Source organism: Lentzea sp. NBC_00516 (assembly GCF_036346835.1).
GTDB classification, from domain to species: domain Bacteria; phylum Actinomycetota; class Actinomycetes; order Mycobacteriales; family Pseudonocardiaceae; genus Lentzea; species Lentzea sokolovensis.
In genome coordinates this window covers 1,948,161-1,962,908 of sequence record NZ_CP107840.1, presented here as the reverse complement: position 1 = coordinate 1,962,908, position 14,748 = coordinate 1,948,161, and the positions used below count along the sequence as shown (strand labels likewise).

Genomic DNA, 14,748 nt, shown 5'->3' with positions numbered 1-14,748 from the left:
ATCGGTACACCGGGAGGTCGTCCAATGCCCAAGATCAGCAGACGTACGGTTCTGAAGGCCAGTGGTGCCGCGGCCGCGTTGACGGCGGTCGGGGTCAACACCGGCACGGCGCACGCCGCCGCGCCAACGGGTGCGAGCTTCGTGAACATCATCGCGCACTCCGACGACGACCTGCTGTTCATCAACCCGGACATCCAGCCCGCCATCCTGTCGGGGTGTCCGGTGAGGACGGTCATCCTCACCGCCGACGAGTTCAACGGCACCGACGACCTCACCCGCGAGCAGCTGTCCGCGGAGTTGCACAAGGGCCAGCGCAACGCCTACGCGTCGCTGGCAGGGGTGGCGAGCCAGTGGACGCGCACCGCGCTGGTCGTCGCGGGCAAGACGGTCGAGGTCAACACCCTCGACGGCAAGCCGACCGTGCAGCTGATCTACCTGAACCTGCCCGACGGCGGCGACGACCTGCACGAGGACGCGACCAAGAACCTCTGGACCAACACCTCGTACAGCACCAGCACGATCGTCCCCACCGGCAGCCCCGCCAACCGCGTGCAGACCTACAAGCACGCCGACGTGGTGAACGTCCTGGTAGGACTCCTGCAGCAGTTCCAGGCGACGGTCGTGCGCTGCCAGGACCCGTTCCCCGACGACGTCCGCTACGCCAACGGCATGCCGGACCACCTCGACCACATCCACACGGCGAAGTTCGCGCAGAAGGCCGTGAAGTCCTACATGGGCCCGACCGGACGCCCGTACGCGCTGCTGGTCCGCTACCGCTGCTACAACACCCGCCAGGCTCCGGCGAACGTGCCGAGCGCGCTGCGCACCCCGAAGACCGCCGCGTACAACAAGTACAAGGCGCAGGACCCGTTGAGCGGCGACGTGTTCGACGTGAACCTGTCCCGCTCCTACGAACGCTGGCCCGTCGCACCACAGTGGTCCACGATGGACAGTGCGGGCACCGTCCACGCGTTCGTCGTCGCGGGCGACTCGCTGATGTGGTGGCGACAGCCCAACGGCGGCGCGTGGGTCGGCCCCACCACACTGTTGAACGGCTCGTTCGCGCCGGGCGTCGCGGTGGCCATGCGCGGCGACAACCGCCTGCAGCTCGCGGTCCTCGACCTGGACACGGCCGCGATCCGCACGTGCACGCAGACCGCGGCCGGCGCGCAGAGCTTCGGCGCCTGGACCTCGCTCGGCAACCCCAACAACTCCTCGCCCGCCTACCAGACACCGGTGCTGGCCGTGTCGAACGGCCTGCTGGAACTGTTCGTGGTCAACAGAACCGGCACGCTCGGCAACAAGTGGCAGGAAGGCACCGGCTTCAACAGCACGTGGGCCACCGCGACAGGCGGCAACAACAAGGCGATGTCCCAGCTCTCCGCCATCACCGCACCGGGCGGCCGCATGCACGTCTTCGGCGACGGCAACGGCCGGACGTTCCACTGGTACCAGAACGCCGGCGGCTCCACGATCTACCAGGCCCTGACGACCGGAGCGGAAAGCTCCGCCTCCGTCGGCGTCGCGCTGGACGCCAGCCGGGTCCGGGTCTTCAGCCGCCGCACCAACGACGGCTCCGTCGGCACGCTGCGCGAACAGACGCCCAACGGCACCTGGGAGACGACGCAGAAGAACATCGGCGGCATGGGCGGCCTCGGCCCGATCGCCGCCGTGACCTCCGGCGGCCGGACGCTCGCCTTCGCGCGCAACAACGACTACGGCCTGAGCGTCGTGCGTCAGGACTCGGCCGGGAACTTCACGCCGTGGACCGACCTCGGCGGTTACGTCGAAGTCGGCCCATCAGCCGTGGTGGACGCACAGGGACTCGTGCGCGTGTTCGTCCTCGGGGCCGACATGCGTCTGCATTACCGCGTGCAGACGGCGGTCGGCCCGGACGCGCCGTTCGGCGACTGGGTCGTGGCGGGCAGCTAGAGCCTGTCCTGCAAGCAGTTGATCAGGGCGCCTGGTGTTTCTGTGCGGTGGTGGGTCGCGGTGGCGTGACCTGCCCGAACGGTATGGGCTCACCGGCCGGGATGCAGGCCCAGCCATCCGGGGGACGGCGCACCCTGGACCTCGCCGACGTGCAAGGTCAGCTGCTGGCGGAAGCTCTCGACGAGACGGCGGTCGTTCATGAACCGCTCGAAGCCGTCGAAGTTGGCGTTGCGGTACTCCCAGATCGGGCGATAACCCCGGGGTGGCGCGACATCGGTGCGCACCGACCACATGTAGAAGCCGGCCTGGGTGGGCTTCGACAGCCACCAGTTCAGATACAGCTTGGCCGCCGCGGGGTGCCGGGCGCCGGTCAGGATGGCGGCGCGCTGGGCCCAGGCCATGAACGGGTCGTGCGCGGGCACGACGAAGCGGGTCTTGGTGTCAGCGCCGGGAACGAGCGCTCCGTCGGTGCCCAGTGCGACCGCCGCGGTGCCCGCCTCGACCCGGTCGGCGGGTTCCTGCGTGCCGCGCACCCAGGCCACGTCCTGCGCCACGAACCTGGCCAGCCAGTCCCAGCCGTACCTGTCGACGATGAGCTTGTACAGGTACAACACCGCGTCGTCATCGTTGGGGAAGGTCGAGACGATCCGGCCCTTCCACCTGGCGTCGAGCAGGCTCTCTGCGGTCAAGGGCGGGTTCGGTCCGGCTTCACCGACGTTGTAGATGGTCGAGAAGGCGTCGACGAAGATCCCGGTCCAGGCACCGTCGGAGTCCTTGAAAGCGGGGTGGATCCAGGAGAACCCGGCCGGTTTGTAGGGCAGCAGCGCGCCTGCGGCCTTCCAGCGGGGAAAGTCCTGGAGCGTCTGCAGCTGGACCACGTCGGGCACGAGGGTGCGGGTGGCCAGCTGGGTGTCGACGCGCGCGTCGTGGAACTTGCTGTAGTCCACGACCATCTTCACCGTGATGCCGGGAAACGTCTTCTCGAAGGCCGCCTTGTTGCCGTCCTGCTGGGTCGCGGTGTCGCCGCCCGCGTAGACGGTCAGGGTGCCGCCTTCGGCCTTCGCCTCCCGGTAGAGCTGCTCCAGGCTCTTGGACTCCTCAGGCACCGCGGCACCGGGCCGTGGCGCCGCCTGCCCGGTCGTGCCTCCCGTCAGCACTCCCGCGGCCGCGAGTGCGCCGCCTGCCAGTACCCGACGTCGGCCGATCGTCATGCCCACTCCTTCCAACAGGGTTCATTTCCACCGCCAAACTAGCTGACTGTGCAGCTATTTGTAGCTGTCAAGCAGCTGTCAAAACTCGCCTGTAGTGCATATATCCTGCTCAGCGGAGAGGAAAGATTGCTGTACAGTAAGGGTTATGGTGGACGACAGGGCGGGCTCTGCGGAGCACCTCGAGAACGAGGCGGTCGTGCTGTACGGCGACATCCTGCGGTTGACCGACTCGGTGGGTGGACGAGCCGAGCAGCTCATCCGGGAAGCCTCGGGACTCGGCGGATCCGAGTTCGACGTCCTGCTGCGACTGGCCCGCCATCCGGACGGCCGTACCACCAGCGCCCGTCTCGCCGAGGACCTGGTCTTCACCTCCGGCGGCCTGACCCGCCTGATCGCCCGCATGGAAGAGGTCGGGCTGCTCGCCAGGCATCCGCACCCCGGCGACCGTCGGGCCGTGCTGCTGGAACCGACCGCTCAGGGCCACGAGGCGTTGCGGCGAGCACTCGAGGCACACGTGCCTCAGATCACCGCGGCCCTGTTCGACCCGCTCACCACGGTCGAGCGCCTGATCCTGCGGGAACTGGTGACGAAGCTGCTGGCCCACTCTCCCCGCGGCCTGGTGCGGGACAACGCACATCCCAACGGAGAACACCAGTGAAGATCGGCGCCACCGAGGCGCTGCGCCGCGACCCACCACCGCACAGATCAGCTGCTTGCAGGACAGGGCCTAGTCACGCGGCAGGGTCCGGGCCCGCAGGTGGGCCCGCTCTCCCTGCCGGCCCAGCAGGCTCAGGAGCTCGACGGGGTGCTCGTCGGCGTTGCCGAACCAGTGAGGGGTCCGGGTGTCGAACTCCGCCGCCTCACCGGGCCCCAGGACCAGGTCGTTGTCGCCCAGGAGCAGCCGCAGGCGCCCGTCGAGCACGTAGATCCACTCGTAGCCCTCGTGACTGGACCGCTCAGGCTCGGGGGAGCGCGTCCTCGGCGAAAAGATCAGCTTGTAGGCCTGCGGGCTGCCCGCGCGCCGGGCGAGGGGCAGCATCGTCATGCCGTGCCGGGTGACGGGTGTGAGGCGCACGCGGGGGTCACCGGTCGGGGGCGCTCCGATCAGTTCGCCGATGTCCACGCGCAGCACGCGCGCGAGCGGGAGCAGCAGTTCCAGGGTAGGGCGGCGGTGGCCCGACTCCAGGCGGGAGAGCGTGCTCAGGGAGATACCCGACGTCTGCGCGAGCGTGGTCAGCGAGAGACCGCGCTGAGTGCGAAGCCCCTTCAGGCGGGGTCCGACTGCCGCCATCGTCGACGAGGTCTCGTCATCCATGCTCCCAACCTTGCCACCGCGGCAAGATTCTTCGCGGATCCGGGCGAACGGCCTGAAGCTGCTGTCAGGCCCACGGCACCACGGAGAAAGAAGCACGAACATGAGCAAGGACCTCGCCCGGCAGACCGCTCTGGTCACCGGCGCCACGGCGGGCATCGGCCGCGCCACCGCACTCGCGCTGGCCGGCCGCGGCGCCGACGTCATCGTGCACGGCCGCGACCGGGAACGTGCCGCCCGCGTCCTCGAGCAGATCGAAGCCCTCGGCGTCCGCGTCCGCTTCGAGCCCGCCGACCTGTCCGACCCCACCGAGGTGACCGCGCTGGCCGAACGCGCCGGAGACGTCGACGTCCTGGTCAACAACGCCGGCATCTTCCGCTTCGCCCGCACCGCCGACACCGACCAGGCCACCTTCGACGCACACGTCGCCGTCAACCTCCGCGCCCCCTATCTCCTCGTCCAGGCGCTCGCGCCCGGCATGGTCGAACGCGGCCGCGGAGCGATCGTCAACATCAGCAGCGGCGCCGCCACGACCCCCGGTGCGGGCAGCGGCGTGTACGGCGCCACCAAAGCGGCACTCGAATCCCTCACCCGAGTCTGGGCAGCCGAGTTCGGGCCCGCCGGTGTCCGGGTCAACGCCGTCGCCGCCGGCCCCACCCGCACCGAGGGCACGGCCGGCTTCGGCGAGGCGTTCGAGTCCGTCGGACAGTCCGTCGCGCTCAAACGCCTCGCCGACCCCGAGGAGATCGCCGCGGCTGTCGCCTTCATGGCTTCCCAGCAGGCCAGCTACGTCAACGGCACCGTTCTCAGCGCCGTGGGCGGGCTTCCCGCCCACGGCTGACGTTTCCGGTACTTCTCAGAACAGAGACGACCAGTAGAACCAGAACGCCTGCAACACTCCGGCCGCGATCACCAGGTACCACAGGATCAGCACGACGCTGTGGAACTGGAACGCAGGCCGGATGTTGCGGAGCGTCGTGTACCAGAAGATCGGGATCATCACCGCCCACACGACCATGCAGTACGGGCACAGCGCGCCGATCTCGTACAGCGACTGGAACATCAGCCAGTGCACGAACAGCACGCCGAACGTGACCCCGACCTGCAACCCGATCCACACCCACGACGGCAGCGACACCCCGGCGACCAGCAGCACGCCGAGCGTCGTCACCACCGCGAAGCCCGCGACGCCGATCAACGGATTGGGGAACCCGAACACCTCGGCCTGCGCGGTCTTCATGATCGAGCCGCAGCTCAGCACCGGGTTGATGCTGCACGTCGGCACGTAGAACGGGTCCTTGAGCAGCGCGATCTTCTCGATCGTGAGCACGAACGACGCGACGAGTCCTACGAACCCGCCGACCGCCAGCACCCAGGCGACGATCCGGTTCACGAACGCACCTTCTCGATCGCTGCCTTGAGGCCGTCGTAGGTGGGAGCGCCGGTGAACTTGGTGCCGTTGATGAAGAACGTCGGCGTGCCGGTCACGCCGGCCTTGCTGCCTTCGGTGCGCTGGGCGAGGACGCGGTCGCGCAGTGCCTGGTCGTCGAGCGCCTTCTCGAACGCGGCCGAGTCGAGCCCGAGCTGCTGGGCGAACCCGCTGAACACCGCGCGCTGCGACGTCTGCTGCCCGCCCCACTCCTGCTGCGAGTCGAACATCAGCCGGAACATGTCGTCCCGCTTGCCCTGCGCCCCCGCCGCCTCGACCGCGACGGCCGCGAGCTCGGCGTTGCGGTGACTGGGAATCGGGAAGTGCCGCACGTCGAACGTCACGCGGTCGCCGTACTCGGTCTTCAACCTCTCCACCCCGGGGTAGGCGGCCCGGCACGACGGGCACTCGAGGTCGAGGTACTCGACGACGGTCACCTTCCCGTCGGCGGACTGCGGCGCCGCGGTCGTGTCGTTGTGGCTGAAGAGGAGGAAACCGGCGACCACGACCGCCACGACGGCGACGATGATCAGGGACAGACGAGCGTTCTTGGACATGACGAAGAAACCTCCACGAAGGCGGGATGGACCGAACCGGCGAACGGGTTCGGTCTAGGCGCGCAGCACGCAGAGCTGCGCCAGCCGCACTTCCAGCCGACGTGAAGGGGGAGAAAGAACAGAAGGCAGGCGCACCAGCAGCACCCGGAACGAACCGGACCGCCGCGTCACGGCGAACCCGATCAGCACGGCGAGCGCCACCACCAGGCACGCGCCCGCGACGAGGATGCCCTCGATCAGCCCGCCGTCGTCGGCCTGGCCGGAGTGGACGACCGCGTGCGTGCTCGATGTGGAGCACTGCGCGGTCCAGGCGAACTCCGTCTCGCACGGGGTGCCTTGCATCATCGCGACCCCGGCCACCAGCGCCAGCACGGCGAGAACCCGCGCGAGATACGCGCGGGTTCGTGAGCTGGGGATGCCGGGCACGTGATCCAGAGTAGCGATTCCCGTCCTAGGCTCGTGCGCATGGGGGAGAAGTTGCACGAATCAGACAGACTGGTGATCGCCGGACAGCCACTGCCGGAGGAGCTGGCGCCGCGCGATCACGAGGCGGGTGAAGCGGTCGCGTCGCTCGTGCGGGACTACCTCACGTGGGGACCAGATCAGCAGGCCGAGATCCTCGCGCTCGTCAGGACGCTGCGGGAGTACACCCCGCGCACACCACCGCAGCTCGCGCCCAGCGTCCGGTTCTACGCTCAGACCGGCGAACCCGGCCCGGTGATCCTGCGCCTGCTGGGCAACAGGAACCTGACTCAAGCCACCCTCGCCAGGCTGCTTCCCGCGGTGACCGACGGTCGCAGGGACTGGCCGTCGTCGTCCTACAGCCAGGTGGGCATGGGCACCAGGGAACTCACCCCTGACCTGCTCGGCGACCTGGCCGCCCTGCTGGACTTCTCCGACGCCGACCTCGGGGAGCTCACCGGCATCGCCCCGGCCCCTCGCCCGGCCGACGTCGGCGACCTCGTCTGGGAGTGCCGGCGCCTCTCCAAGTTCGACATCGGACGCGTCCGCGAGTTCGCCGCCGACTGGCCGCGGCTCGTGACGCTGGGGGAGAACCTGCACGAGTCGGACAGGCTCGCGATCGCCTCCCGCCCGATGCCACACGAGCTGCTGCCGCTCGCACCTCATGCCAGCGGTTCGGTGGACACCCTGCTCAGACACTTCCTTCCGTTGTCGCCGGAGCAGCGGGCCGAGGTGCTCACTCTCGCGAAATCGCTGCCGTCGCAGGACCGCACCGAGAACGCCTCGATGCCGTTCCTCTACACCCTCTGTCTCAACAACGCGGGCCCGGGCGGCGTCGTGATGCGCCTGCTCGCGAACCGGAACTTGACACCCTCAGCAATAGCGAAGATGACCTACCGGGTGACGAACGGAGGCCGCTACTGGTCAGCGTCCACCTACATAGGCGTGAGCACAGGGCGCACCAAACTCACCCCTGAGCTGCTCGGCGAGCTGGCCGTCCTGCTGAACATCCCGGCCGTCGAACTGGAAGCCCTCACCGGCATCACTCCGGTGGGGACGCCGGACCCCGAGGTCGGTGACCTCGTCTGGGAGTGCCGGCGCCTCACCGGTGATCAGATCTGGCAGCTCCGCGAGTTCGCCGAATCGCTCGGCTAGCGCCAGAACGCCAGCCTGTGCTCGGCCGCGTAGTCGACCGGCCCGATCGCGCCCGGAGCCAGCGACTGCACGTACTGCCCCTCCGAGAACCGCGGCCACCCAGGCGTTCCGGTGCGGGCGAAGTCCGTCCACGCTTGGATCATGTGGTCGGACAAGCTGCGGTCCTTGGCGAAGTCCGCGTCGGGGAACAGGTAGTCGATGTCGGACGAGTGGTTCGCGCCGTGCAGTTCGGGTGGCATCGACGGGTCCGTGGCCGCGTTGCGGTCGGCGAACTCGAACGCGTAGACGGGCGCCTTCTTCGCGTACAGCGTGTTCTGGCGGAAGGTCGCCCGTGCCCACATGCGGTCCGTCAGCAGTGTCGCCCACGCCTGTTTCGGTGATGCGAACGCGCTGACCGGGTACTCGCGCTCGATCTCGGCCGCGCGGTCGGGGAACGCCTCCCGCACCAGCCGCGAGTAGTCCTCAGTGGACATCGGGTCCGGCCGGAACAGGCCGACGAAGCTGTTGTGCTCGTCGCGGGTCGCGCCGGCCAGGATCGGCACGTCGGCGAACTCGCCCGCTTCCAGCGACTCGCCCGGTAGCCGGGGGAGCAGCGTGCCGCCGTAGCCGACGGACTGGAAGATGTTCATGATCTGCGGGTAGTCCAGCAGCTTCTCCACCGGCAGCCGGCGCAGGCACTCGACGTCCGCGCAGCCCAGTTCGCCGCTGATCATCGCGCCGATCTCCTGGATCTCCGGTACCGGCCGCCACGCGAGCGACGGCAACGCCTCCAGGTCCGGGAACCAGGCGCCGCGAGGCACGTCCACGAGCGTGAACGAGCTGTGCATGATCGCCTTGTGGAAAAGCGGCTTCTGCCCGATGAGGTGCGCGCTCACGGCCGTTGCCCCGAACGAGACGCCGAACAGCGTCACGTTGCCCGGATCCCCGCCGAAGCCGGAGATGTTGCGTTGGACCCACTCCAACGCCGCGCGCTGGTCGAGCAGCCCGAACTCACCGGAGTGCTCGAGGCCCGGCAGGCCGAAGCCGCCGAACACGCCCATCCGGTAGTTGAACGTCACCACGACGACGTCCCCTTGCCGCGCAAGGCGTTCCGCGTCGAAGAAGTGCCCGGCCCCGATCGCGCCGTCGCCGTGCACCCACACCAGCACCGGCTTGCGGCCGGCCACCGAAGGCGTCGTGACGTTGGCGAACAGGCAGTCCTCGTCCGTGCTCTTCGTCTCGGAGTAGCTGGACCCGACCTGCGGGCACGGACTGCCGGGCTTGAACGCGTCCCGCACCCCGTTCCACGCCGCCGCGCGCACCGGCGGCTCCCAGCGAGCCGCGCGGGCGTACGGAACCCCCTGGAACCGCAGATGCCCGTCCCGCACCTCACCCCGAACCTGCCCGGTATCGGTGGTGACGACGTCCGACGGCATGGCCTCCCCCTTCCCACACGTGCTGAGCAGCAGTAATGCGGCAACTAGCAACGTCCCCCGACGCATGGCTAACCCCTTGTCGCTAGGTCGACGGCCGCGACCAACTCCTGTTCGCAGACGTCGAGATCGAGTGACCCGGACCGCTGCACGACGCTGTTGCGCAGCGCGAGGATGAACATGGCCATCACGTCCGGGGCGAACACGCGGAACTCGCCGGTCTCCTGCCCCTGTCGCAGTAGGTCGGCGAGCGCCACGTGATCGGAGTCGGCGATGCCCCCGTCCGTCACCGCCGCGTGGGCCTTGATCCGCAGGAACGCCACCATGTCCGCGCGGTGCTCGCGCAGGAACGCGATGTTGGCGACCAGGAACGCCCGCAGTTCCTCACGAGCGCTCGCCTGGTTCATCCGTGCGCTCACGAACCCTTGGAAGCGCTCCAAGATGTCCGCGAACACGACGTCCACGAGCTCCTGCTTGTTCTTGAAGTGGTACGAGATCAGGCCCGTGCTGCTCAGTCCGGCCCGCGCCGCGATCGCCTTGAACGACGTCTCCGCGTAATCCAGCTCCGCGATCGTGGCGATCGCCGCCGCCACGATCTGCGCCCGCCGGGCCTGCTCGGTCACGGACTTTGCTCGCATGAGCAAAACTTAGCACGCCTGAGCAAACCCAGTGGCGTAGCTTCCTGGGCTATTGCAACAGCTACGGCGAGAACGAGTCCTGTCGAGTGTCAGGTGGTCTGGTCAGTCTCAGTGTTCATGTCCTGACCTGCGCGAATTGCCCGATTGCGTCTCAGGGATGCTGCCGGTCCGCGACAGAAGAACCTATCGCCCTAATCGCACATATGTTCGATCACGTAGTGCGGCGGTTCCTCGATGAGTGGCCGTCCGATCGGACTCGCCGCGAGGGCGACGCTCGACTGATGCATCGCTTGATTGGTGGTGTTCGGATGCGGACGCCTCAGTAGGCTGGCCGAGCGAGAGGAAGATCGATTGATGATCAATTTGGGGGAGGGATCGGTGTGATCAGGACGATCGCGCGTTTCGGAGCTGTTCTGGGGGTCGTGGTAGCGCTGACGGCGGTGGCGGGAGGGGCGGCCTCGGCAGCCCCGTCGAAGTTCGCGGCCCTAGCGGTGCACGGTGGAGGCACGGGCGCTACGGGAGCATCCGTGACCGGGAATCTGAGCTGGACGTCGTCGTTGAAGACCGTCACGCTCTCGAACGTCAGGACGTTCTACAAAGCAGGCGAATGTGCCACCTTGCGGATCGGTGGCTACCAGGGATCCAACCTCGTGACAGAGGAGTTCGGGTTCCAGTTGAGGTGCGCTTCGACGTCCGGCGACGTCACTGAGACGTTCAGCCCGTTCGGCCTGACGTCGGGGCCGCCGGGAGGCGTTCAGTGGGTCAAGATCGAGATCACTGACGACAATCACGAGATCACCGGCTATGCCTACTGCTACCAGTCCAAGTCGACCTGTCAGACCGGCCAGCGCTGACACACCAGCATGCGAACACTCAGCGGGCGGCGCCTTGAGAGGTGCCGCCCGCTCGGGCTCAGAGGTCTGTTGCGGCCTCGGCGATCAGTTCTGTCGACAAGAACTCCCGCAAGAACATCCCCAGGAACAAGCGCAACAACGTCCGTGCGGACCGGCGCCGTGAGCACCTGGTGCTCGCCCAGGCCCAGCCCGACGACGTCGAGTCCGAGCTGAAGCGCCGACGCACCAAGAAGTCGTACTGGCGCAAGTGGAGCGACTCGCCGCTCGCCGAGATCGTTGCCCGCACGCTGCGGCGCCGGGCCCGCGCGGGCATCATCGACTCCGAACAGGCCGAGGCGAAGATCGCCAAGCTGCCTCGTGTCCGCCGTAGCTGACTCTGGAGCTCATCGAGCCTGCACCTGTCGTGGTCACCGTCAGTCGAGGTCGGACAGGTCCAGGACGAAGCGGTAGCGGACGTCGCCGCGTTCGAGCCGGTCGAGGGCCTCGGTCACACGGGCCGACGGGAGGGTCTCGACGTCGGCGACGATGCCGTGGGCGGCGCAGAACTCCAGCATGGCGGTGGTGGCGGGAAGCCCGCCGCTGCCACCGGAGCTCAGCTTCTTGCGGCCGATGAGCAGGTCCATCGTCTCCACGGTGACGGCGCCGAGGTAGCCGACCTGGCTCAGCGTCCCGTCCACGGCCACCATCCTGAGGTAGGGGGCGAGGTCGTGGGCCACGGGGATGGTGTCGATCAGCACGTCGAACCGGTCGCGGGACGCCGCCGCGCTGTCCGGGTCGGTGGAGACGACGACGTCACGGGCACCCAGCCGGATCGCGTCGCTCGCGCGGTCCGCGGACCGGCTCACGACCGACACCTCGGCGCCCAGTGCCGCGGCGAACTTGACCGCGAGGTGGCCAAGACCGCCCAGGCCGGCCACCGCGACGCGCGTCCCCGGACCGACACCCAGGGCGCGCAGCGGTTCCCACACGGTGATCCCGGCGCACAGCAGCGGCGCCGCGGCGGCCGGATCCAGCCCGGATGGCAGGGGATGGGCGAACCGGTCGCGGACGACGTACTCGCGGGAGAAGCCGCCCAACGTCGTCGTCCCGTCGTGGCGATCGGCGCCGCCGTAGGTGAGCGTGGGGAACTCACGGCAGAAGTTCTCCTGACCCGCCGTGCACATCGCGCACACGCCGCAGGAGTCGACGATGTTGCCGACGGCGACGGAATCGCCGACCTGGAACGCCGTCACGTCCGGACCGGTCTCGATCACCACGCCGGTGAACTCGTGACCCGGCACGAGCACGACCTCGCCGTTGTGCCCGCGCACGGCGTGCAGGTCTGTGTGGCAGACACCGCAGAAGTCCACCCGTACCGCGATGTCGTCGCGCCGCAGGTCACGCCGCGAGATCGGCACCTCGTGCAGCTTGCCGGGTCCGTCGGCCTGCCAGCCGGTGGTGCTGCGCATGACTCTCCTTAAACAGACTGTTCGGTCTATTTCAAGCTACCCCCAGAAGGTCGACAAAGTAAACCGACTGTTCTGTCGATACAGTTCGTTCATGTCCGACCAGCAGCTGACCGCCCGTGGCGCGGCCACGCGGCAACGCATCATCGACGTGGCCACCCGCGAGTTCGCCGAGCACGGCATCGCCGGAGCCCGCATCGAACGCGTCGTCGCCGCGGCGCGCACCAACAAGGCCCAGCTCTACGCCTACTTCGGCAACAAGGAAGGTCTGTTCGACGCGATCTTCTTCGGCTCGCTGGAGCGGATCGTCAACGTCGTGCCCATCGACGCCGCCGACCTGGCGGACTGGGCCGTGCGCCTCTACGACGAGTACCTCGAGCGCCCCGATCTCATCCGGCTCGCGACCTGGGCCCGCCTGGAACGACGCCCTGCCGGTTACCTGGTCGCCGACGCCGATCGCATGGACCAGAACAAGCTCCGCGCGATCACCGAGGCGCAGCAGGCAGGACTGATCCGGGACGGCGATCCGTTCGACCTGATGGCCATGGTCATCGCGATGTCGATGGCGTGGTCCCCGGTCAGCAACGTCTACGCGGCCACGAGCGACGAGCCCGCCGAGACCCACGACCGCCGCCGGGACCTCCTGCGGGACAGTGTCCGCCGCGCCGTCGCGCCGAACTAGGCCACGATCGGCGGCCGGCAGGCCAAAATCGACTTCCATGACCACCAGGCAGCAGCAGGCCCTGCGACCGCTTCGCCGATGGGTGATCGTGGTGTGTGGCGTGCTGGCCGTCGTCGTGACCGCCGCGGTGCTCGTCTGGCTGCTCGCCGAGGCGGGCAGTGACCCCGGCCGCCGCATCGAGGCGATCAAGACCGGCTTCACCGTCGGACTGGCCGGTGGCGGCAGCATCGTGCTGTTCCTGGCGGTGCGCCGGCAGTGGCACCAGGAGGTCGTCGCCGTCATCACCACACGCGACGCCGACGAACGGCGCCTCACCGACCTCTACGTCAAAGCCACCGAGCACCTCGGCTCACCGCTGGCCCAGGTCCGCATCGCCGGCCTCTACGCGCTGGAACGCCTCGCCCAGGAGAACCCGCACCAGCGCCAGGTCGTCACCGATGTCATCAGCGCCTACCTGCGCATGCCGTTCGCGGACGGCGACGACGACCTGGAGACCCAGCAGGAACTGCACGTCCGCCGCTCCGCGGGCACGATCCTCACGACCCACCTGCGCGAACCGGAGTTCTGGGGCGTCACGGTCGACCTCAGCCGCGCGGTGCTGGTCGACTTCAACGCCCGCGGCTGCGTGTTCACCGGCGGCCTGAACTGCGAGAAGGTCGTCTTCATCGGCGTCGCCCGCTTCACCGACGCCCGTTTCGCCGGTGTCGCCAGGTTCGTCGACGCCGACTTCCGCGACACCAGCCGGTTCACCGGCGTGACCTTCGAGGACGACGTCCTGTTCAGCGGAGTCCGCTCCCGCGACTCGCGCTGGTTCCTCGGCGCCAGGCTCACGAACCACAAGGCCGTGCTGGAGATCCCCGGATTCCACGTCGAACCCGACGGCACCATCAAGCCGGACGCACCAGCCCGATGAGGTGATCGACGGCCGCACCCAGGTCAGCGGGCCCGTCGACGGCGATGCCGGAGCCACCGAGCCGCTGCAACGGGGCGATGTCGATGTCCACCCGGTCCCCGACGCTCCACGTCTGCTCCGCCGGCACCCCGAGGCGGTCGAGCACCACCTGGAACGCGCCGGGATCGGGCTTGGGCGTGTCGCGCGAGTCCTCGGAGCTGAACACCTCCGTGAACCCCTCCGTCCCGATGCCGACCTTGCCCAGGATGGCCTCCATGGATCCCCTGGTGTTGTTGGTGAGCAACACGATCGGCACCACCTCGCGCAGCCTGCCGAGCTCCCGGACGACACCGTCGTCGCGGCGCAGTCCGTCCGCGATGGACAGATGCGTCTCGCGGTACTCCAGCCACTGCGCGACGTCGAACCCGTTGGCCCGCACGAACGACGTCGTCGACGTGCCGGACCAGTTCGTCCGCATCGCCTCCCGCAGTTCGGCCACCTTCGCCTCCGCGTGCGCCTCGGAAGCGCCCTGCAACTCCACGAACATCCGGCCGATCACGGCGAGCACCTGCTCCGCGTACGCCTCCTTCGGATACAGGGTTCCGTCGAGGTCGAACACGACGAGACGGGGTGCGGATCCGTTGCCGAGAACGTCGATCATGCGCCTACCCAACCACGCCCATGACTTTGGAAGATGTCCAAACAGCATGCTTTCAGGTTGACCTGCGGCGAATGGGTGGAGCCAAACGGAACGCCGCCTCTACCGT

At 68.5% G+C, this 14,748-nt stretch carries 17 protein-coding genes; 8 read left to right on the top strand and 9 right to left on the bottom strand.

The features are described 5' to 3' along the window. The first annotated feature begins 24 nt into the window (after window positions 1-24). Window positions 25-1,932: a PIG-L family deacetylase gene (locus OG205_RS08810; protein WP_330275755.1), complete on the top strand. Its 1,908-nt coding sequence runs from the start codon at window positions 25-27 to the stop codon at window positions 1,930-1,932. 89 nt (window positions 1,933-2,021) lie between these two features. Here the strand turns inward: OG205_RS08810 and OG205_RS08805 are convergent, their stop codons facing one another. Then, window positions 2,022-3,143: an ABC transporter substrate-binding protein gene (locus OG205_RS08805; protein ID WP_330275754.1), complete on the bottom strand. Its 1,122-nt coding sequence runs from the start codon at window positions 3,141-3,143 to the stop codon at window positions 2,022-2,024. A 145-nt stretch (window positions 3,144-3,288) separates the two neighbouring features. On the opposite strand from OG205_RS08805, the gene OG205_RS08800 reads away from it, so the two are divergent. Further along, entirely contained in the window at window positions 3,289-3,801 is a 513-nt protein-coding gene (locus tag OG205_RS08800; protein WP_330275753.1) for a MarR family winged helix-turn-helix transcriptional regulator, read from the top strand. A gap of 69 nt (window positions 3,802-3,870) precedes the next feature. On the opposite strand, the gene OG205_RS08795 is transcribed toward OG205_RS08800, so the two are convergent. Continuing rightward, a complete protein-coding gene (locus OG205_RS08795; RefSeq protein WP_330275752.1) occupies window positions 3,871-4,458 on the bottom strand; it encodes a helix-turn-helix domain-containing protein in 588 nt (195 codons plus the stop codon). Between the two features lie 100 nt (window positions 4,459-4,558). Between OG205_RS08795 and OG205_RS08790 the strand changes: the two genes are divergently transcribed. Further along, window positions 4,559-5,296, top strand: a complete 738-nt coding sequence (locus OG205_RS08790) for an SDR family NAD(P)-dependent oxidoreductase (protein WP_330275751.1) — start codon at window positions 4,559-4,561, stop codon at window positions 5,294-5,296. Window positions 5,297-5,311: 15 nt separating this feature from the next. Here OG205_RS08790 and OG205_RS08785 read toward each other — a convergent pair whose 3' ends face one another. From OG205_RS08785 to OG205_RS08775, 3 genes are read right to left on the bottom strand one after another with little or no spacing between them, the layout of a single operon-like run. Next, a complete protein-coding gene (locus tag OG205_RS08785) occupies window positions 5,312-5,848 on the bottom strand; it encodes a vitamin K epoxide reductase family protein (RefSeq protein ID WP_330275750.1) in 537 nt (178 codons plus the stop codon). After that, complete coding sequence (locus tag OG205_RS08780) at window positions 5,845-6,441, bottom strand: DsbA family protein (RefSeq protein WP_330275749.1); 597 nt, start codon at window positions 6,439-6,441, stop codon at window positions 5,845-5,847. Before OG205_RS08780 ends, OG205_RS08785 begins: the two co-directional genes overlap by 4 nt. Window positions 6,442-6,495: 54 nt before the next feature. Then, a complete protein-coding gene (locus OG205_RS08775) occupies window positions 6,496-6,867 on the bottom strand; it encodes a hypothetical protein (RefSeq protein ID WP_330275748.1) in 372 nt (123 codons plus the stop codon). Window positions 6,868-6,906: 39 nt separating this feature from the next. Here OG205_RS08775 and OG205_RS08770 point away from each other — a divergent pair, with 39 nt between their 5' ends. Further along, window positions 6,907-8,058 (top strand): hypothetical protein, encoded by a 1,152-nt coding sequence (locus OG205_RS08770; protein ID WP_330275747.1) that lies wholly within the window; start codon window positions 6,907-6,909, stop codon window positions 8,056-8,058. Here OG205_RS08770 and OG205_RS08765 read toward each other — a convergent pair. Then, window positions 8,055-9,473, bottom strand: a complete 1,419-nt coding sequence (locus OG205_RS08765; protein ID WP_330275746.1) for a carboxylesterase/lipase family protein — start codon at window positions 9,471-9,473, stop codon at window positions 8,055-8,057. The two genes, OG205_RS08770 and OG205_RS08765, sit on opposite strands and share 4 nt — an antisense overlap. A gap of 68 nt (window positions 9,474-9,541) precedes the next feature. Next, a complete protein-coding gene (locus tag OG205_RS08760; RefSeq protein WP_330275745.1) occupies window positions 9,542-10,108 on the bottom strand; it encodes a TetR/AcrR family transcriptional regulator in 567 nt (188 codons plus the stop codon). 527 nt (window positions 10,109-10,635) lie between these two features. Between OG205_RS08760 and OG205_RS08755 the strand changes: the two genes are divergently transcribed. Together OG205_RS08755 and OG205_RS08750 are read left to right on the top strand one after the other, a co-directional pair. Then, window positions 10,636-10,962, top strand: a complete 327-nt coding sequence (locus OG205_RS08755) for a hypothetical protein (protein ID WP_330275744.1) — start codon at window positions 10,636-10,638, stop codon at window positions 10,960-10,962. Window positions 10,963-11,003: 41 nt separating this feature from the next. Further along, on the top strand, window positions 11,004-11,336 hold the full coding sequence (locus tag OG205_RS08750) for a hypothetical protein (RefSeq protein WP_330275743.1): 333 nt from the start codon (window positions 11,004-11,006) through the stop codon (window positions 11,334-11,336). Window positions 11,337-11,375: 39 nt separating this feature from the next. Here OG205_RS08750 and OG205_RS08745 read toward each other — a convergent pair whose 3' ends face one another. Then, window positions 11,376-12,410, bottom strand: a complete 1,035-nt coding sequence (locus OG205_RS08745; RefSeq protein ID WP_330275742.1) for an NAD(P)-dependent alcohol dehydrogenase — start codon at window positions 12,408-12,410, stop codon at window positions 11,376-11,378. A 91-nt stretch (window positions 12,411-12,501) separates the two neighbouring features. On the opposite strand from OG205_RS08745, the gene OG205_RS08740 reads away from it, so the two are divergent. Both OG205_RS08740 and OG205_RS08735 read left to right on the top strand, forming a co-directional pair. Then, on the top strand, window positions 12,502-13,089 hold the full coding sequence (locus OG205_RS08740) for a TetR family transcriptional regulator (protein WP_330275741.1): 588 nt from the start codon (window positions 12,502-12,504) through the stop codon (window positions 13,087-13,089). A gap of 37 nt (window positions 13,090-13,126) precedes the next feature. Further along, a complete protein-coding gene (locus tag OG205_RS08735) occupies window positions 13,127-14,002 on the top strand; it encodes a pentapeptide repeat-containing protein (RefSeq protein WP_330275740.1) in 876 nt (291 codons plus the stop codon). On the opposite strand, the gene OG205_RS08730 is transcribed toward OG205_RS08735, so the two are convergent. Continuing rightward, window positions 13,977-14,642 (bottom strand): HAD family hydrolase, encoded by a 666-nt coding sequence (locus OG205_RS08730; protein ID WP_330275739.1) that lies wholly within the window; start codon window positions 14,640-14,642, stop codon window positions 13,977-13,979. The genes OG205_RS08735 and OG205_RS08730 overlap by 26 nt on opposite strands. Between the last annotated feature and the right edge of the window lie 106 nt (window positions 14,643-14,748).

Coding starts and splice junctions, on each gene's coding strand:
- OG205_RS08810 (WP_330275755.1), top strand. CDS start 25: ATGCCCAAGATCAGCAGACGTACGGTTCTGAAGGCCAGTGGTGCCGCG.
- OG205_RS08805 (WP_330275754.1), bottom strand. CDS start 3,143: ATGACGATCGGCCGACGTCGGGTACTGGCAGGCGGCGCACTCGCGGCC.
- OG205_RS08800 (WP_330275753.1), top strand. CDS start 3,289: ATGGTGGACGACAGGGCGGGCTCTGCGGAGCACCTCGAGAACGAGGCG.
- OG205_RS08795 (WP_330275752.1), bottom strand. CDS start 4,458: ATGGATGACGAGACCTCGTCGACGATGGCGGCAGTCGGACCCCGCCTG.
- OG205_RS08790 (WP_330275751.1), top strand. CDS start 4,559: ATGAGCAAGGACCTCGCCCGGCAGACCGCTCTGGTCACCGGCGCCACG.
- OG205_RS08780 (WP_330275749.1), bottom strand. CDS start 6,441: ATGTCCAAGAACGCTCGTCTGTCCCTGATCATCGTCGCCGTCGTGGCG.
- OG205_RS08770 (WP_330275747.1), top strand. CDS start 6,907: ATGGGGGAGAAGTTGCACGAATCAGACAGACTGGTGATCGCCGGACAG.
- OG205_RS08765 (WP_330275746.1), bottom strand. CDS start 9,473: ATGCCGTCGGACGTCGTCACCACCGATACCGGGCAGGTTCGGGGTGAG.
- OG205_RS08760 (WP_330275745.1), bottom strand. CDS start 10,108: ATGCGAGCAAAGTCCGTGACCGAGCAGGCCCGGCGGGCGCAGATCGTG.
- OG205_RS08745 (WP_330275742.1), bottom strand. CDS start 12,410: ATGCGCAGCACCACCGGCTGGCAGGCCGACGGACCCGGCAAGCTGCAC.
- OG205_RS08740 (WP_330275741.1), top strand. CDS start 12,502: ATGTCCGACCAGCAGCTGACCGCCCGTGGCGCGGCCACGCGGCAACGC.
- OG205_RS08735 (WP_330275740.1), top strand. CDS start 13,127: ATGACCACCAGGCAGCAGCAGGCCCTGCGACCGCTTCGCCGATGGGTG.
- OG205_RS08730 (WP_330275739.1), bottom strand. CDS start 14,642: ATGATCGACGTTCTCGGCAACGGATCCGCACCCCGTCTCGTCGTGTTC.